Genomic DNA, 14751 nt, shown 5'->3' with positions numbered 1-14751 from the left:
AATTATATCAAAAAATGTTATAATTAAACTAAAAAAGGTTTTACTTTGAGAATAGATAAATTTTTAAATACAGTAAATATTGTAAAAAGAAGAAGTTTAGCAGAAGATATGTGTAAAAGTAGAGTAGTTAAAATTAATGATAAAGCAGTAAAGCCTGCAAAAGTCGTAAAAGTTGGAGATATTATTGAAATTACATATCTTGAAAGAATTAAAAAGTTTCAAGTATTAAAAATACCAACAACAAAAACGGTATCAAAATCACTAAAAGATGAGTATGTAAAGGAAATATAATGGCAAAAATTATTAAAGTAGAAAATGCAGTTGGAGAAGTTTTATTACATGATATTACAAAAGTAGATGGGACTAAATTTAAAGGAAGAATTTTTAAAAAAGGACATATAATTAGAGAAGAAGATATAGAAACTCTAAAAAATGTAGGAAAAGAGCATATTTATGTATTTGAAATAAAAGAAGATGAAATTCACGAAAATGATGCAGCTATACTTCTTTCAAATGCTCTTGCAGGAGTTAATACATATCTTTCAAAAGAGCCAAAAGAAGGAAAAATTACAATTTTTTCAGATAGTTTTGGAGTTTGTAAAATTGATGTAGAAAAACTAAATGAATTTAATTCAGTTGGGGAGCCTAGTTGTCCAACAATTTATAATAATACAGTAGTTAAAAAAGGTGATAAACTAGCAGCAATTAGAATTATTTCACTAGTTGCACCAAAAAGTGATATTGAAAAAGCAAAAAAGATTGCAGAAGGTGGAATTATAAAAGTAGTTCCTTTTAAAGAAAAAAAAGCAGGACTTATAATTACCGGAAATGAAGTTTATAAAGGTAGAATTAAAGATAAATTTGAAGAAAAGCTTAGACCAAAACTAAAAGAGTTGCTTTGTGAAATAGAAGAAAAAGTAGTTTTACCAGATGTTCAAGATAAAATAAAAGACAAAATTTTAGAGTTTTCTAAAAAATATGATTTAGTAGTTTTAACAGGTGGGACAAGTGTGGATCCAGATGATGTAACTTACAAAGCGGTTAAAGATGCAGGAGTTGAAGGATTTATTAGAGGTAATCCAATTCAACCAGGAAATATGTTAACAATGGGATGGATAAATGATACCCCAATTGTAGCAGTTCCAGCAGCAGCTCTGTTTTTTAAAAGAATATCATTTGATATTTGGTTGCCAAGATTTTTAATTGGTGAAAAAATAGCCAAAGAAGAGTTAATTAAAAGAGCTCACGGTGGACTTTTGGAAGCGGTAAATGGAGAAATCCAATGAAAAAAACAAGAAGAGATGCTAAAAATATAATTGAAGAGAATATATTTAAAAAATCTTTTGAAATTGTAACTTTAAATGAAGCTTATGGAAGAATTTTATTTGAAGATATAAAAGCAAAATTTGACATACCAGAAAGTGATAAAAGTGCCGTTGATGGTTTTGCTATAAATATTGATAATTTAGAATTTCCAATAACTTTAAAAATTACAGATGAAGCAGCAGCGGGAAGTAAGCAAAAAGAGTTAAAAGATGGTGCAATTTTCATAATGACTGGTGCAGTTATGCCAAAAGGTGCGAATGCGGTCGTTAGAATTGAAGATGTAGAAAAAAATGGAGATGAAATTACAATAAAAAAGCCAGTTGAAAAACATAGCTTAATCAATTTTGCTGGTGAGGAAATGAAAAAAGATGAAATTATTTTGCAAAAAGGAGAATTTTTAGATTATAAAAAAGTTTCGCTTTTAGCAAATATTGGTTATTATCAGATTGAAGTTTATCAAAAACCAAAAATTGGAATTATTGTAACTGGTGATGAGGTAAAAGAACCATTTGAACAAGCCGACACGGCAGGGGTTAAAAATTCTAATTATTATATTTTACTTGGTCTCTTAAAAGATATAGCAGATATTACATATTATGGAAAAGTAAATGATAAAATAGAAGAAATGATTGAGATTTTTCAAACTGCTCTAAATAATAATGATATTTTATTAAGCAGTGGAGGTTCAAGTAAAGGAAAATATGATTTTGTAAAAGATATTGCCCAAAATTTGGAATTTGATACTAAATTTACAATGACAAATATTCGCCCTGGAAGACCTTTGATTTTTGCAACTAAAAATGAAAAATTGTTTTTTGGATTACCTGGATATCCAGTTGCTTTATTAGTTAATTTTCATGAGTTTTTATATCCTTTTATTAAGAAAATGGCAGGATTTAAAGAGTGGGAAAATAGAGTAATTCAAGCGATTACAAAAGAGAATATTCGCTCAAAAGAGGGTAGAGTGGATTTCGTGAGAGTAAATATAGAATATAATGATAGTAAAATTTTTATAAAAAATAGTTTTTCACAACAAACTTCTAATTTTTTATCAATGGCAAAAAGTGATGCATTAGCGATTATTGATGAAACAAAAGGCAAAGTAAAAGAAGGTGAAGTTGTGGATATTATTTTAATTTAAAGGAGAAAAAAATGCAAACTATACAATTACAAATAGAAGATGAAAATATAGCACAAAAAATATTGTCTATTTTAAATGTTTTTAAGGATGATGGTGTATCTATAAAAACTATAACAAAAACAGATACACAAATGACAAAAGATGAGTTTAATGATGATATTAAGCAAGCATTTTATGAATTAAAAACCAATCAAGGTAAAAAAACAAATAAATTTGTTAATATTGAAATATGAAATTAGAAAAATTTGAAATAATAGAATTACCAACTTATTTAAAAGCTGTTAAAAAATTAAAAAAAAGATTTAGAAATATTAATAATGATATAGATCATTTTTTTACAAATGAAGTTAAATGTTTAGATGATTTAGGTGTTAGATTACATCAAAATATTTATAAAGTAAGAATTAAAAACAGTGATAAACAAGCTGGTAAAAGTGGAGGTTATCGTCTTATTTCATATTTAGAGATAAAAAACAATAAAATAAATTTGTTATATATTTATGATAAAAGTGATCTTGCTAATATATCAGATAAAGAATTAGATAGTTTAGTTATAGATAATTTTAAACAATTATTTTAATTTAAGGAGTAATTATGACATACGAAGAAGCGATAGAAAAATTTAAACTTTTATTTGAAGAAAAAATGAGTATTGACGCGGCAAAAGAGTTTTTAGTTTATTTATACAAAAATGAAGAGAGTGCTGTAGAGATTGCAGCTGCAGCGAAAGTTATGAGAGAACACTCTATTAAACTTCCAGTACCAAAAGATTTACAAGAAAAACTTATAGATAATTGTGGGACTGGTGGAGATAAAAGTAATACTTTTAATATTTCAACAACTGTTTCACTTGTCTTATCAAGTGGAGGTAGTTATGTAGCAAAACACGGAAATAGAAGTATTACAAGTAAAAGTGGAAGTGCTGATATGCTTGAAGCTTTGGGAATTAATTTATATTTAAAGCCAGCAGAACAAGTAAAAATGCTTGAAGATACAGGATTTTGTTTTATTTTTGCACAAAATCATCATCCAGCTATGAAATATATTATGCCAATCAGAAAAAGTTTGCCTCATAGAACTATTTTTAATATTTTAGGTCCACTTACAAATCCAGCAGGAGTTCAAAAACAATTAATTGGAGTGTTTAGTCCTAATTATGTAGAAAAAATAGCAGAAGCTTTAATTATGTTGGATTCAAAAAAAGCAATGGTTGTAAGTAGTTTAGATGGAATGGATGAAATAAGTATAGAAAAACCTACAAAAGCAGCTTTTTATGATGGAGATAGACTAAAAAATATGGAAATTAATCCTCAAAATTATAATATAAAAGGTAAAAAATCAGATTTAATTGGAGGAGATGCCAAAGAAAATGCTAAAATTACACTGTCTATTTTTGATGGGGAAAAAGGTCCAAGAAGAGATGTTGTTGTTTTAAATGCAGCTGCAGCATTTTTGGTAGATGATAAAGTCGGTGATTTAAAAGAAGGAATTGAAATGACAGAGTATTTAATTGATTCTGGCCTTGCCAAAGAAAAACTTCAAGAAATTATGAAAGTAAGTGAGTTATTTTGAGATTTAGAATCGAGTGTAAATCGCTTTTACTACAAAAAGCATTAGAAGAATTTTTGAAAGATTATATTTGGGAAGATGGTCTTGTTGTAAGTGATGAAAAAGGAGATATAATTATAGGAAAAGATATCAAAAAGCCTTTTTCGCATTCTCAACTTTTGTTGCAATTAGAAAAAATTTGGCAAAAAAAAGATAATAATAAAGAAATTAAAAATTTAGAAGGAAAATTTGAAATAGAGATGGATATTTTTGATGATTTAATGGAAAAAGAAAAAAATAAAAAAAGTAATAATTTGGAAGAAAAGCTTGATATTTTAATAAATGAATTTAGTATGAAATTAAAAAATTTAATAAAGGAAGAGTATGATAAAAAGTAATATTCAAATAATAGCCGGAAAACATAGAGGTAAAAAACTTTATATGGCAAGTAAAGAGACAACAAGAAGTAGTAAAAATATTTTAAAAGAATCTGTATTTAATATACTTCAGTTTGAAGTAGTTGATACTGTTTTTGTAGAGGTGTTTGCTGGTACTGGAAGTGTAGGGCTTGAAGCGTTAAGTAGAGGTGCAAAATTTGCATATTTTTTAGAAAAAGATAGAAATTCTTTTAGAGTTTTGAATGAAAATATAAAAGCGTGTAAAGAAAAGGATAATAGTGAAGTTATTTTGGGAGATAGTTTTGATACTATTTTAGATGTTGTTAATAAACTTCAAAGAAATAAAGAAAAAGCATTTTTCTATTTTGACCCTCCATTTGCTATGAGAGAAGGAAATGCAGAAATTTATGACAAGGTAATTGAAACTATAGCTAAACTTCCTAAGATTAATGTAGAAAAAATAATAATAGAGTATCAAACTGGAATAGAATTTCCTGAAATGATAGGGAAATATAAACAAATAAAAACAAGAAAATTTGGGAAAAGTTCTGTTGCATATTATGAATAAAATAGAAGTAAAAGAGATAGATGATTTACAAAAAGTAATAGAATGTGTTAAAAATAGTAATAAAAATATTATTATTTTAAGTGGAACACTTGGAAGTGGGAAAACTACATTTGTTAAAGAATTTGTCAAAAGTATGCAAATTACAGAAAATGTGACAAGTCCAACTTTTTCTATTCAAAATATTTATGATGATAAGATTTTTCATTATGATTTGTATAATAAAACTTCTCACGATTTTTTAAGACTTGGAATGCTTGAAGAGCTTGAAAAACAAGGATACCATTTTATAGAATGGGGAGAAGAGCTTGAAAAAAATTTAAAAAAGTTTGGTTTTGATTATTTGAAAATAAAAATAGAATTAATTGATAATAAAAGGATTTTTGAGTGCATAAATTAGAGGCCAGAAAATTAAAAAAGATTATAAAAAAGACTCCTATTATAAAAGGTGTTAGTTTAGAAATTAATTCTGGTGAAGTTGTAGGTCTTTTTGGACCTAATGGAGCTGGAAAAACCACTACTTTTTACCTTATTTGTGGACTTGTAGTGCCTGATGGTGGACAAATTATATTTGATAATGAAGATATTACAAAACTTCCACTTCATAAAAAAGCTATAAAAGGAATAGGGTATCTCCCACAAGAAGCTTCTATTTTCAGGGATTTGAGTGTAGAAGATAATTTATATGTAGCAAGTGAATTAATTTATGGAAAAGATAGCGAGGAAGGTAAGAAAAGGGTAGAATATTTACTTGAAAAATTTAATATTGAAAATATTAGAAAAAGAAAAGGAATTAATCTTAGTGGAGGGGAGCGAAGAAGAGTTGAGATAGCAAGGGCTCTTGTGCCAAATCCAAAATTTTTATTTTTAGATGAGCCTTTTGCTGGAGTTGACCCTGTTAATGTAAATGATATAAAAACATTAGTTAGACTTTTGAAAAATGATAATATTGGTGTTTTAATAACTGACCATAATGTAAAAGAGACACTTGATATATGTGATAGAGCTTATGTGTTAAAAGATGGGGAAATCTTATTTAGTGGAAATCCTAAGCAAATAGTAAATGATAAAAATGTGAAAAAATATTATTTAGGGGAGGATTTTGTATATTGAAATTAAGGGCATCTAACAAAAATAAACTTTCAAATAAACTTCTTGGATTTTTACCTATTTTAAAATCATCATTTGAAGAAATTGATGAAATGGTAAAGAATGTAGAAAAAGAAAATCCATTTATAAATGTTAGATATAAAAAATTTATAACTTTTAGTAATTATGTCCAGAATTCAAGTACTGATACTATTGAAAATAATCTTTTAAATAATAAATCTTTATATGAAGATTTGAAAAATCAAATATTAATTTCTCACTTTTTTCCAACTACAAAATCAAAAGAGATAGCTATTCAACTTTTGGAAGATATTACAAATGAAGGGTATTTTGAAGGAGATGAGAAGTTAATAGCAATAGAAATGAATGTAGATATAAATAAAGTAGAAAAAATTAGAGAAAGATTTTCTTATTTAGAACCTGTTGGGGTTGGAGCAAAAGACATGAAAGAAGCTTTTTTATTCCAGCTTGATAATTTGGAAATAGATGAAACTTTATATCTTTTTACAAAAGAAATCATAGAAAATTTTGAATATATTGAAAATTATCAAAAAGAGCCGCTTTTTAAAGAAGCTCTTCATTTAATTCAACAATTTAATATTGTCCCAGCTGCAAAATATATGAATAATGAATTTATAGTTCCTGATATTATTATTTTAAATAAAGATGGAAATTTGGATATAAAGCTAAATGAAGAATATTATCCAGAAATTTCTATAAAAGAAGCTAAAAATGCAGATAAATTTGCAAAAGAAAAATTAAAAGAAGCAAAAACTTTGATTGAAGCACTGGAGCTTAGAAAATCAACACTATATAAAATTGCTTTAATGATTGTAGAATTGCAATATAACTTTTTTTTAGGAGGAGTGGTTAAACCTATGAGAATGCAAGATGTTGCTGATGAGCTTGGATATGCAACTTCCACTGTTTCCAGAGCTATTTCAAATAAATATATTTTATGTGATAAAGGTCTTATTCCAATAAAACAATTTTTTTCAAAAGCAATAGATGAAAATACTTCAAGTAGGGAAATTAAAAACTATATAAAAACTTTGATTAAAAATGAAAATAAAGAATCTCCATTAAATGATGAAAAAATAACTGCAAAAGTTAATGAAAAATTTGGAACGAAAATAGTTAGAAGAACAGTTTCTAAATATAGAGAAGAGTTAAATATATCTACATCTCGCCAAAGAAAGCGAGAGTATAAATTACAAAATTAATTATTCTGTAATTTCTACAACTTTTGGATCACTTTCCCATAATCCGTGTTTTGTACAGTATGCCATAGCTACAAGTTTCATTTTTTTTGTTGGAATGATATGAAAATCAACTTCAACATGACTTTTTTGATTAGCTAATGTTCCTGCTGGAAAAGTAGCTTGTCCAAGTAGAGTTTCTCCATTAAATAATTGAACATATTGAATATAATGATCAAAATCATCTGGATGAGTATATTCGTTTCCAACTTTTACTTTTACTGTAAATTTTTCTCCTGCTTTTGCAGAATCTTCACAATAAATAAATGGTGAGTGTCTATCAATATAATCTTTTTTTGCTTCTCTTTCTACATTGTCTATGTCAACATATCTATTAATTTTAGGCATATTACTTTCCTTTTATCTTTTATTAAGTAACTAAATATAGTTATTAAGTAAGTTACTTTTGATTATTATAGCAATCGAAACTTAAAATAAGATTAAATTACTCTTCTTTAATAATCAAGTACTTTTAATAATTTTTCTTCTGTAAATTCATCAATAGTTTTATCTATTGAATCTCCATTTATTTGATAACCAATTATTTCTATTTCTTTTAATTGGCTTTTTATGTCTTTTGCTATATTATTTATTTCATATTCTAAAAATTCTTTATCAACAAATAATATATTATGTTTTGAGCTATCAATATTATTTTTTAATTCATTTAAGTTATTTACTATATGGATATTATTATATTTAAATTCTTTAAGATAATTTTCTAAAATTTTGCTTTCAAAATTATTTTTAATTGCAATTAATATATTATTATTTTCTTTTAAAGAATTATTTTTAGAAACTGATTCTAATTTTAATTTGTTTTCTTGTTTTTCTTCTATAAATTTTTTAATTACTTCAATTAATGCTTTTTTACTTATAGGTTTTGTAAGATATTCATCCATTCCTTTAGCTAAAAATTTTTCTCTGTCACCTTTTAAAGCATTTGCGCTAAGAGCAACAATAGGAGTATGTTTAATATTTTTATCTTTTTCAAAATTTAGTATTTTATGGGTAGCTTCTATACCATCCATTATAGGCATATGAATATCCATAAAGATTAAATTATATTGTTCTGGTGTTGCTTTATATTTGTTGAATGCTTCAAGACCATTATTAGCAAGGGTTGTTTTTATATTCATTTGTTCAAGTGTAATTTTTATTAATTTTTGATTGATTTGATTATCTTCTACTATCAATACTTCTAGTCCAAATTTATTATTTTTTTCAATTTTTTCAATTTTTTCAATTTTTTCAATTTCAGTATGCTTATTTGATCTAGAGTTATCTATTGTTTTAAGCATTTTAGATATTTTTTTTGTATTAACAGGATCCCATACAATATAAGTAGGTGTATAATCTAAATCTTTTATTTTAGATTTATATTCTAAACTTGCGAAAATTATATATTTTAAATTTTTTTCATTGATATAATCTTTATAATTATTATTAATTTCTTCATACAAAAAAATTATACTGTTTATATCGTTATCCTCAATTATTTGTTTTAGTTCATTTAATGTATTAAAATATAAAATTTTAACACCATTATAAGTTAAACATTTTGTAAAAAAATCTTTTTTTACATTATAATTTTCTGATTTTTTTACAGCAATATATAATTCATTATATAAATTTGGCTTAATGGTAGGATTATTTTCTAATATTTCCATTTTAATTTCAAAAAAGAATTTTGTTCCTTCATGAATTTTACTATAGACTTTAATTTTTCCTCCCATCATTTCAACGTATTTTGAAATAATAGCTAGTCCAAGACCGGTTCCCCCATATTTTCTTGTAATAGAAATATCAGCTTGTGAAAATGCTTCAAATATTTTTTCTTCTTGTTTTTCTGTAATACCAATTCCTGTATCGGTAACTTCAAAATATAATTTTACTTTATTATTTTTGATTCCTCTGTTTTCTACTTTAAAAGAGATACCTCCTTTATGTGTGAATTTTATAGCATTACTTAAAAAATTTGTAATAATTTCTTTTAATTTTACAATATCGCCTTTTAATATTTTTGGAATACTAGGATCAATATAAGATGCTAAATAAAGATTTTTATCACTTGCTTGGGCAGCAAATATTTCTATAGTTTCTTCCAATTCATTGATAGGTTTGAATGCTATTAATTCCAATTCTACTTTAGCACTTTCTATTTTTGAAATATCTAAAATATTGTTAATAATTTCAAGTAAAGAGTTTGCTGATGTTGTTACTATATTTATGTATTCAAGTTGCTCTGGATTTAAATTAGTTGTTTTAAGAAGTTCTAAAAACCCTAAAATACCATTTAAAGGTGTTCTAATCTCATGTGACATATTTGCAAGGAATAAAGATTTAGCTTTAGAAACTTCCTGAGCTTTTTCGCTAATTTTTATTGCATTTTGTATCGCTAAGTTAATAATTCTATAAGCATCTTTTGTTGATTTAGGCTTTTCAATAACTATATCATCATCATCTTTTGCTAGAGGTATTAATTTTTCTACCAATTCGTTTAAGCCTATAAATTGGTTTTGAGTTAGTCTTTCTGTTATAAAACCTATAATTATTAGTATAATGGATAAAATTAACAGAGCTATACTTACAATTAACATATTCATAGATGTTTTTTCTATATTATGAATTTCTATATTAATATTTTTATATAGAATATTATTTATTTTTACTAAATCAGAAATTCTATTTGTAAAATTGGTATATAGTTCATTACTATTAATTGGATATCCATTAAATTTATGATTTGTATAATAATTTATAATAGTAGATTGTAAAGTTTCTATATTTTTGTATATTTTATTTAAATGTTCATTATATTGTTTTGATAGCAAAATAGAGTAAATATTTTGGTTTTCTTTCAAAAAATTTAATGGTAATGAATTATTATTATAAAAATATTTAAAAAATATTGTAATATATATATTTTTAGGTAATGGTTTATTTGTAGCAATAGTACATAATAAATAAGCTCTTTGAATATTTGAAAATTCGATAGCTTTTTTTATATCAGATGATTGTATAAATAAACTTTTAAGATGTGTATTTATAACATTTGTATCAATATAATAATTTTTATTTTTTATGTCTGATATATTTGCTTCATATTGAAAAATTTTTTTTATAATTTTTGCATAATAATTGAAAAAACATTTATTAATATCTATTTTAATAAGATCTATTTTTTTTCTAACTATATTTCTATTATTTAATAAAGTTATAATAGTTTCTATTTGAGAAGTTTTAAATTTTGGATATTTATTTAAAATTTTTTTTAATTTATTAATAGCTAAATCCAATTTTTTTCTTTTTTGTAATAAATTTGTTTTTAAAAGAGTAGAATTTTTATGTTCAATGACAAAATCAACACTATTTTTTCTTTCTTTACTAATAGCTATTACGATATTATCAAGTGTATTTACAATTTTTATTTTTTTTTGTAAATTTTGTGTATTTTGATATTTTACTACATTGATATATAAAATAATAGCTGACACTATCAATAAAATAGAAGCAGGAATAGTACCTGTAATTTTAAATAGTGTTTGTATTTTTAAATTTTTCATCTTAATTCTCCTAGCATATCTAAGATTTTCATTATAATATTTCTTTGTTTATTATGTCTTGAAGTTTTTTTATTTTTTCTTTTATTTCATATATATTTTTACTTTCTATAATTTCTTTTAATTCTAATAAAGGAAATTTTTCATAAATTGAATTTATTGTTAATTTTATTTTTTCTAAATTTTCATTTTTTAATTCATTTAGAACTTCATTTAAAGAAATTAGTTTTATTTTCAAATCTTTTTTGGAAATATTTGTATTAATTTTTAATTTTTCTTCATTTTTGAAAAATGTATCAAATATTTTATATATTTTATTTACAGATTCTTCTATTTTATGAATATTTTTATTTTGTATAGCCATATTATCAAGATTAGTAAAAATTTTTCCTAATTGATTTACTCTAAGATTTAAAAGAATTCCTTTTAGTTTATGAAAAGATTCATGTAATATTTTGTAATCTTTTTTATTTAAAGCATTATAAATAATAGTTTTTTCATTTTTTAATTGTTCTATAAATTTTTTAAAAAATTTTTGTATAGTTTGATCATCTATGTTTAGCTCTTTACTTCCTATTTGTAGTTCATTATTAATAATTTTTTTAATTTCTTCAATTTTTTTATCTAATAAATTATCTTTTTTTTGTTCTAAATTATTTACTCCTAAACTTAACTTTATATTTAATCTTTTATCTTTTGTATTATTGTTTTTTTCCTTTTTTAATTTAATTGATTCTACATCAAAATTTATATTAACAATAGGTTTTTTTTCTTTTTTATCATTAAATTTTATTGAATTTATAGGTGATATATCATTATCTATATTTTGATTAATTTGAAGATTTTGTTTATCACTAGGAATAATATTATCTAATTCTAATATAGGTTGTTTATCACTAGTATCAATAGATTGTTTATTGCTAGAATTATCTAATAAAGGTTCGTTTAGAAGATGATCGATGTTAATTTTTATATCATTATTATTATTATCTATATTTTGATTAATTTGAAGATTTTGTTTTTCAGTGGAAATAATATTATCTAATTCTAATATAGGTTGTTTATCACTAGTATCAATAGATTGTTTATTGCTAGAATTATCTAATAAAGGTTTATTTAGAAGATGATCGATGTTAATTTTTATATCATCATTTATATTATTGTTTAATTTAGCCTCTTTTAAAAAAAATAATATTTTATAATCTTTTATAGGTATGGACTCAATCTTATAATTAGCATATTCTGTTTCATTTTTTAGTTTGTCTAAATTATCAATATTGTCTGAAAATTTTTGATTTAATTCTTCTATGGAATTGGATTTTAAAAAGTCTTTATCAGCCCCTATAATTTCATTTGTTTTTTGTTTAACAATTAATATCATAATTTCCTCTTTTTTTATCAATAGATAGTAAATAATCTATTTTGTATGTTTTTTTATAGAGAATTTTATCACAATTTTATCACAATTTTATCACAATTAATTATAAATTTTGATAGAATTACACATTAGATAAAATCTGTAATATATTAAACAAAGGAAAATAATGAAAATTTTACTTATAAAAGATGTAAAATCACTTGGAAAAAGAGGTGAGATAAAAGAGGTTAAAGAGGGATATGGAAGAAATTTTTTAATAGCAAAAGGATTTGCTAAACTTGCTACAAAAGATGTAATGAAAGAGTGGGAAGTAGAACAAAAGAAAAATGCTGAAATTGAAGCTCTCGAAATTGCAGAACTTACAAAAGAAAAAGAAGTTTTAGAAAAATTAACTATAAACATTACAAAAAAACTTGGTAATAATGGTCATTTATATGGAGCCGTAACAAAAGAAGATATTGCTGAGGCTCTAAAAGAACAAACAAAGATTGAAATGGACAAAAAACAGATAGATACAAAAAATATAAAAAGTGTGGGTGAACATATAGTGGATATAAAACTTGGTCATTCAATTCATGCAAAACTTAAAATAAATGTAGAAGGAAAATAGATGTTTAAAGCTACAACAATACTTGCTTGCAAAAAAAATGGACAAGCTGTAATTGGAGGGGATGGGCAAGTCACTTTCGGTAATACTGTATTGAAAGGAAATGCTACAAAAATTAGAACTTTGTATAATGGAAAGGTTTTAAGTGGGTTTGCAGGAAGTACTGCAGATGCTTTTTTACTTTTTGATATGTTTGAAGGGCATCTTAAAAATAGAAAAGGTGATTTGTTAAAAGCAGTTATTGAGTTTGGAAAAGAGTGGAGAAAAGATAAACATTTAAGACAATTAGAAGCTATGATGATTGTTTTGAATAAAGAGCATATCTATATTTTAAGTGGAACAGGTGATGTAGTAGAGCCAGAAGATGGAGAAATTGCAGCTATTGGAAGTGGAGGAAATTTTGCTATTTCGGCAGCAAGAGCCTTAAATAAGCATAGTAATTTAGCTCCAAGAGAATTAGTAGAAGAATCATTAAAAATTGCAAGTGATTTATGTATTTATACGAATAAAAATATAAAAATTTTAGAATTGAAGGATTAATATGACTATGACACCAAAAGAAGTAGTAAAATATTTAGACCAATATATTATAGGTCAAAAAGATGCTAAAAAAACAATAGCGATTGCACTTAGAAATAGGGATAGAAGAATAAAGCTTGATAAAGAGTGGCAAGATGATATTATGCCAAAAAACATTCTTATGATAGGTAGCACTGGAGTTGGTAAAACTGAAATTGCAAGAAGAATTGCAAAAATGATTAAAGTGCCTTTTGTAAAAGTGGAAGCAAGTAAATATACAGAAGTTGGATTTGTAGGAAGAGATGTAGAAAGCATGATTAGAGATTTGGTTTATAATTCTATGAATTTAGTAAAAGATGAAATGAAAGAAAATAATAAAGAAAAAATTGAAGAATTTATTTTAGATGAAATTACTACTAAACTTTTACCAAAACTTCCAGTAAATGCAAGTGAAACTAAAAAAGCTGAATATGAAACTTCATTTAATAAAATGAAAGAAAAAGTGAAAAGTGGTGAAATTGATCATTTAAAAATAAAAATAGAAACACAAGAAAAACCAGAAGAAAATCCAAATTTACCACCTGAAATTTTAAAAGCACAAGAGAGTTTGTCAAAAGTTTTCAATGTTTTAGGTAAAAAAGAAGAAAAAGAAGTAACTGTAAAAGAAGCAAAAGAACTTCTAAAAGATATTGCAAGTGAAAAAGTTATAAATAGTGAGCAAATCAAACAAGAAGCTTTAAAAAGAGCTAAAAATGGAATTGTTTTTATTGATGAACTTGATAAAGTAGCAGCTACATCTAGTCAAAGACAAGATCCAAGTAAAGAGGGTGTGCAAAGAGATTTACTTCCAATTGTAGAGGGAAGTACAGTTAATACAAAATATGGAAATATAAATACAGACCATATTTTATTTATCGCAGCAGGTGCATTTCATGTAAGTAAACCAAGTGACTTAATTCCTGAACTTCAAGGAAGATTTCCACTAAGAGTTGAATTAAGTTCCCTTGATGAAGAAGCATTATATAGAATTTTAACAGAACCTAAACATTCTATTATTAAACAATATCAAAAACTTCTTGAAGTTGAAGGTGTTGAGCTTAAATTTAGTGAAGAAGCATTAAAAGCAATGGCAAAAAATGCATTTTTAGCTAATGAAAAAACAGAAGATATAGGGGCTAGAAGACTTCATACAATTACAGAAAAAGTTTTAGAAGAGATAAATTTTGAAGCTGATGAGCATAAGGGTGAAATTTATGAAATAACAGATAAGTATGTTCAAGAAAAACTTGGTAGTATTGTAGAGAGTGAGGATAGTACTAAATATATTTTATAAAGGA

The 14751-nt window shown here is 24.6% G+C and carries 17 protein-coding genes; 14 read left to right on the top strand and 3 right to left on the bottom strand.

What is annotated here, in order from left to right; genetic code table 11:
• Positions 1–45: 45 nt before the first annotated feature.
• Genes ACZ5OA_RS06420 through ACZ5OA_RS06370 form a run of 11 tightly spaced genes read left to right on the top strand, consistent with a single transcriptional unit; the run spans position 46 to position 7311 of the window.
• Complete coding sequence (locus ACZ5OA_RS06420) at positions 46–291, top strand: RNA-binding S4 domain-containing protein (protein WP_464907051.1); 246 nt, start codon at positions 46–48, stop codon at positions 289–291.
• The gene (locus tag ACZ5OA_RS06415) at positions 291–1286 is read left to right on the top strand and encodes a molybdopterin-binding protein (protein WP_464907050.1); all 996 of its coding nucleotides are present in this window, start codon (positions 291–293) and stop codon (positions 1284–1286) included. Before ACZ5OA_RS06420 ends, ACZ5OA_RS06415 begins: the two co-directional genes overlap by 1 nt.
• On the top strand, positions 1283–2467 hold the full coding sequence (locus ACZ5OA_RS06410; RefSeq protein ID WP_464907049.1) for a molybdopterin molybdotransferase MoeA: 1185 nt from the start codon (positions 1283–1285) through the stop codon (positions 2465–2467). The genes ACZ5OA_RS06415 and ACZ5OA_RS06410 overlap by 4 nt, the downstream gene beginning before the upstream one ends.
• Positions 2468–2478: 11 nt before the next feature.
• Positions 2479–2700 (top strand): hypothetical protein, encoded by a 222-nt coding sequence (locus ACZ5OA_RS06405; RefSeq protein WP_464907048.1) that lies wholly within the window; start codon positions 2479–2481, stop codon positions 2698–2700.
• Positions 2697–3047, top strand: coding sequence for a type II toxin-antitoxin system RelE/ParE family toxin (locus ACZ5OA_RS06400; RefSeq protein WP_464907047.1), 351 nt, complete (start codon positions 2697–2699; stop codon positions 3045–3047). Before ACZ5OA_RS06405 ends, ACZ5OA_RS06400 begins: the two co-directional genes overlap by 4 nt.
• A gap of 14 nt (positions 3048–3061) precedes the next feature.
• On the top strand, positions 3062–4039 hold the full coding sequence (gene trpD / locus ACZ5OA_RS06395) for an anthranilate phosphoribosyltransferase (protein ID WP_464907046.1): 978 nt from the start codon (positions 3062–3064) through the stop codon (positions 4037–4039).
• Complete coding sequence (locus tag ACZ5OA_RS06390) at positions 4036–4413, top strand: hypothetical protein (protein ID WP_464907045.1); 378 nt, start codon at positions 4036–4038, stop codon at positions 4411–4413. Before trpD ends, ACZ5OA_RS06390 begins: the two co-directional genes overlap by 4 nt.
• Positions 4400–4981 carry a 16S rRNA (guanine(966)-N(2))-methyltransferase RsmD gene (rsmD, locus tag ACZ5OA_RS06385; RefSeq protein WP_464907044.1) on the top strand — a complete coding sequence of 194 codons (582 nt, stop codon included), beginning with the start codon at positions 4400–4402 and terminating at the stop codon, positions 4979–4981. Before ACZ5OA_RS06390 ends, rsmD begins: the two co-directional genes overlap by 14 nt.
• A complete protein-coding gene (gene tsaE / locus ACZ5OA_RS06380; RefSeq protein WP_464907043.1) occupies positions 4974–5378 on the top strand; it encodes a tRNA (adenosine(37)-N6)-threonylcarbamoyltransferase complex ATPase subunit type 1 TsaE in 405 nt (134 codons plus the stop codon). Before rsmD ends, tsaE begins: the two co-directional genes overlap by 8 nt.
• On the top strand, positions 5366–6091 hold the full coding sequence (lptB, locus tag ACZ5OA_RS06375; protein WP_464907042.1) for an LPS export ABC transporter ATP-binding protein: 726 nt from the start codon (positions 5366–5368) through the stop codon (positions 6089–6091). Before tsaE ends, lptB begins: the two co-directional genes overlap by 13 nt.
• Positions 6088–7311 carry an RNA polymerase factor sigma-54 gene (locus ACZ5OA_RS06370; protein WP_464907041.1) on the top strand — a complete coding sequence of 408 codons (1224 nt, stop codon included), beginning with the start codon at positions 6088–6090 and terminating at the stop codon, positions 7309–7311. The genes lptB and ACZ5OA_RS06370 overlap by 4 nt, the downstream gene beginning before the upstream one ends.
• Here ACZ5OA_RS06370 and ACZ5OA_RS06365 read toward each other — a convergent pair whose 3' ends face one another.
• The 3 genes from ACZ5OA_RS06365 to ACZ5OA_RS06355 all read right to left on the bottom strand — a co-directional run bounded on the left by ACZ5OA_RS06365 (position 7312) and on the right by ACZ5OA_RS06355 (position 12291).
• A complete protein-coding gene (locus tag ACZ5OA_RS06365) occupies positions 7312–7695 on the bottom strand; it encodes a class II SORL domain-containing protein (protein ID WP_464907040.1) in 384 nt (127 codons plus the stop codon). It abuts the gene before it with no gap.
• A gap of 107 nt (positions 7696–7802) precedes the next feature.
• Positions 7803–10913 carry an ATP-binding protein gene (locus ACZ5OA_RS06360; RefSeq protein ID WP_464907039.1) on the bottom strand — a complete coding sequence of 1037 codons (3111 nt, stop codon included), beginning with the start codon at positions 10911–10913 and terminating at the stop codon, positions 7803–7805.
• A gap of 31 nt (positions 10914–10944) precedes the next feature.
• Positions 10945–12291 carry a hypothetical protein gene (locus ACZ5OA_RS06355; RefSeq protein ID WP_464907038.1) on the bottom strand — a complete coding sequence of 449 codons (1347 nt, stop codon included), beginning with the start codon at positions 12289–12291 and terminating at the stop codon, positions 10945–10947.
• Positions 12292–12454: 163 nt separating this feature from the next.
• Between ACZ5OA_RS06355 and rplI the strand changes: the two genes are divergently transcribed.
• Genes rplI through hslU form a run of 3 tightly spaced genes read left to right on the top strand, consistent with a single transcriptional unit; the run spans position 12455 to position 14747 of the window.
• A complete protein-coding gene (rplI, locus tag ACZ5OA_RS06350) occupies positions 12455–12898 on the top strand; it encodes a 50S ribosomal protein L9 (RefSeq protein ID WP_464907037.1) in 444 nt (147 codons plus the stop codon).
• Complete coding sequence (gene hslV, locus ACZ5OA_RS06345; RefSeq protein ID WP_464907036.1) at positions 12899–13435, top strand: ATP-dependent protease subunit HslV; 537 nt, start codon at positions 12899–12901, stop codon at positions 13433–13435.
• 1 nt (position 13436) lies between these two features.
• On the top strand, positions 13437–14747 hold the full coding sequence (gene hslU, locus ACZ5OA_RS06340) for an HslU--HslV peptidase ATPase subunit (protein ID WP_464907035.1): 1311 nt from the start codon (positions 13437–13439) through the stop codon (positions 14745–14747).
• Positions 14748–14751: the final 4 nt, after the last annotated feature.

The sequence above is a fragment of the Thioreductor micantisoli genome, assembly GCF_055392745.1.
This window is presented reverse-complemented; position numbering and strand designations above follow the sequence as displayed.

Coding starts and splice junctions, on each gene's coding strand:
- ACZ5OA_RS06365 (WP_464907040.1), bottom strand. CDS start 7,695: ATGCCTAAAATTAATAGATATGTTGACATAGACAATGTAGAAAGAGAA.
- ACZ5OA_RS06355 (WP_464907038.1), bottom strand. CDS start 12,291: ATGATATTAATTGTTAAACAAAAAACAAATGAAATTATAGGGGCTGAT.
- rplI (WP_464907037.1), top strand. CDS start 12,455: ATGAAAATTTTACTTATAAAAGATGTAAAATCACTTGGAAAAAGAGGT.
- ACZ5OA_RS06415 (WP_464907050.1), top strand. CDS start 291: ATGGCAAAAATTATTAAAGTAGAAAATGCAGTTGGAGAAGTTTTATTA.
- hslV (WP_464907036.1), top strand. CDS start 12,899: ATGTTTAAAGCTACAACAATACTTGCTTGCAAAAAAAATGGACAAGCT.
- ACZ5OA_RS06400 (WP_464907047.1), top strand. CDS start 2,697: ATGAAATTAGAAAAATTTGAAATAATAGAATTACCAACTTATTTAAAA.
- tsaE (WP_464907043.1), top strand. CDS start 4,974: ATGAATAAAATAGAAGTAAAAGAGATAGATGATTTACAAAAAGTAATA.
- hslU (WP_464907035.1), top strand. CDS start 13,437: ATGACTATGACACCAAAAGAAGTAGTAAAATATTTAGACCAATATATT.
- trpD (WP_464907046.1), top strand. CDS start 3,062: ATGACATACGAAGAAGCGATAGAAAAATTTAAACTTTTATTTGAAGAA.
- rsmD (WP_464907044.1), top strand. CDS start 4,400: ATGATAAAAAGTAATATTCAAATAATAGCCGGAAAACATAGAGGTAAA.
- ACZ5OA_RS06410 (WP_464907049.1), top strand. CDS start 1,283: ATGAAAAAAACAAGAAGAGATGCTAAAAATATAATTGAAGAGAATATA.
- ACZ5OA_RS06360 (WP_464907039.1), bottom strand. CDS start 10,913: ATGAAAAATTTAAAAATACAAACACTATTTAAAATTACAGGTACTATT.
- ACZ5OA_RS06405 (WP_464907048.1), top strand. CDS start 2,479: ATGCAAACTATACAATTACAAATAGAAGATGAAAATATAGCACAAAAA.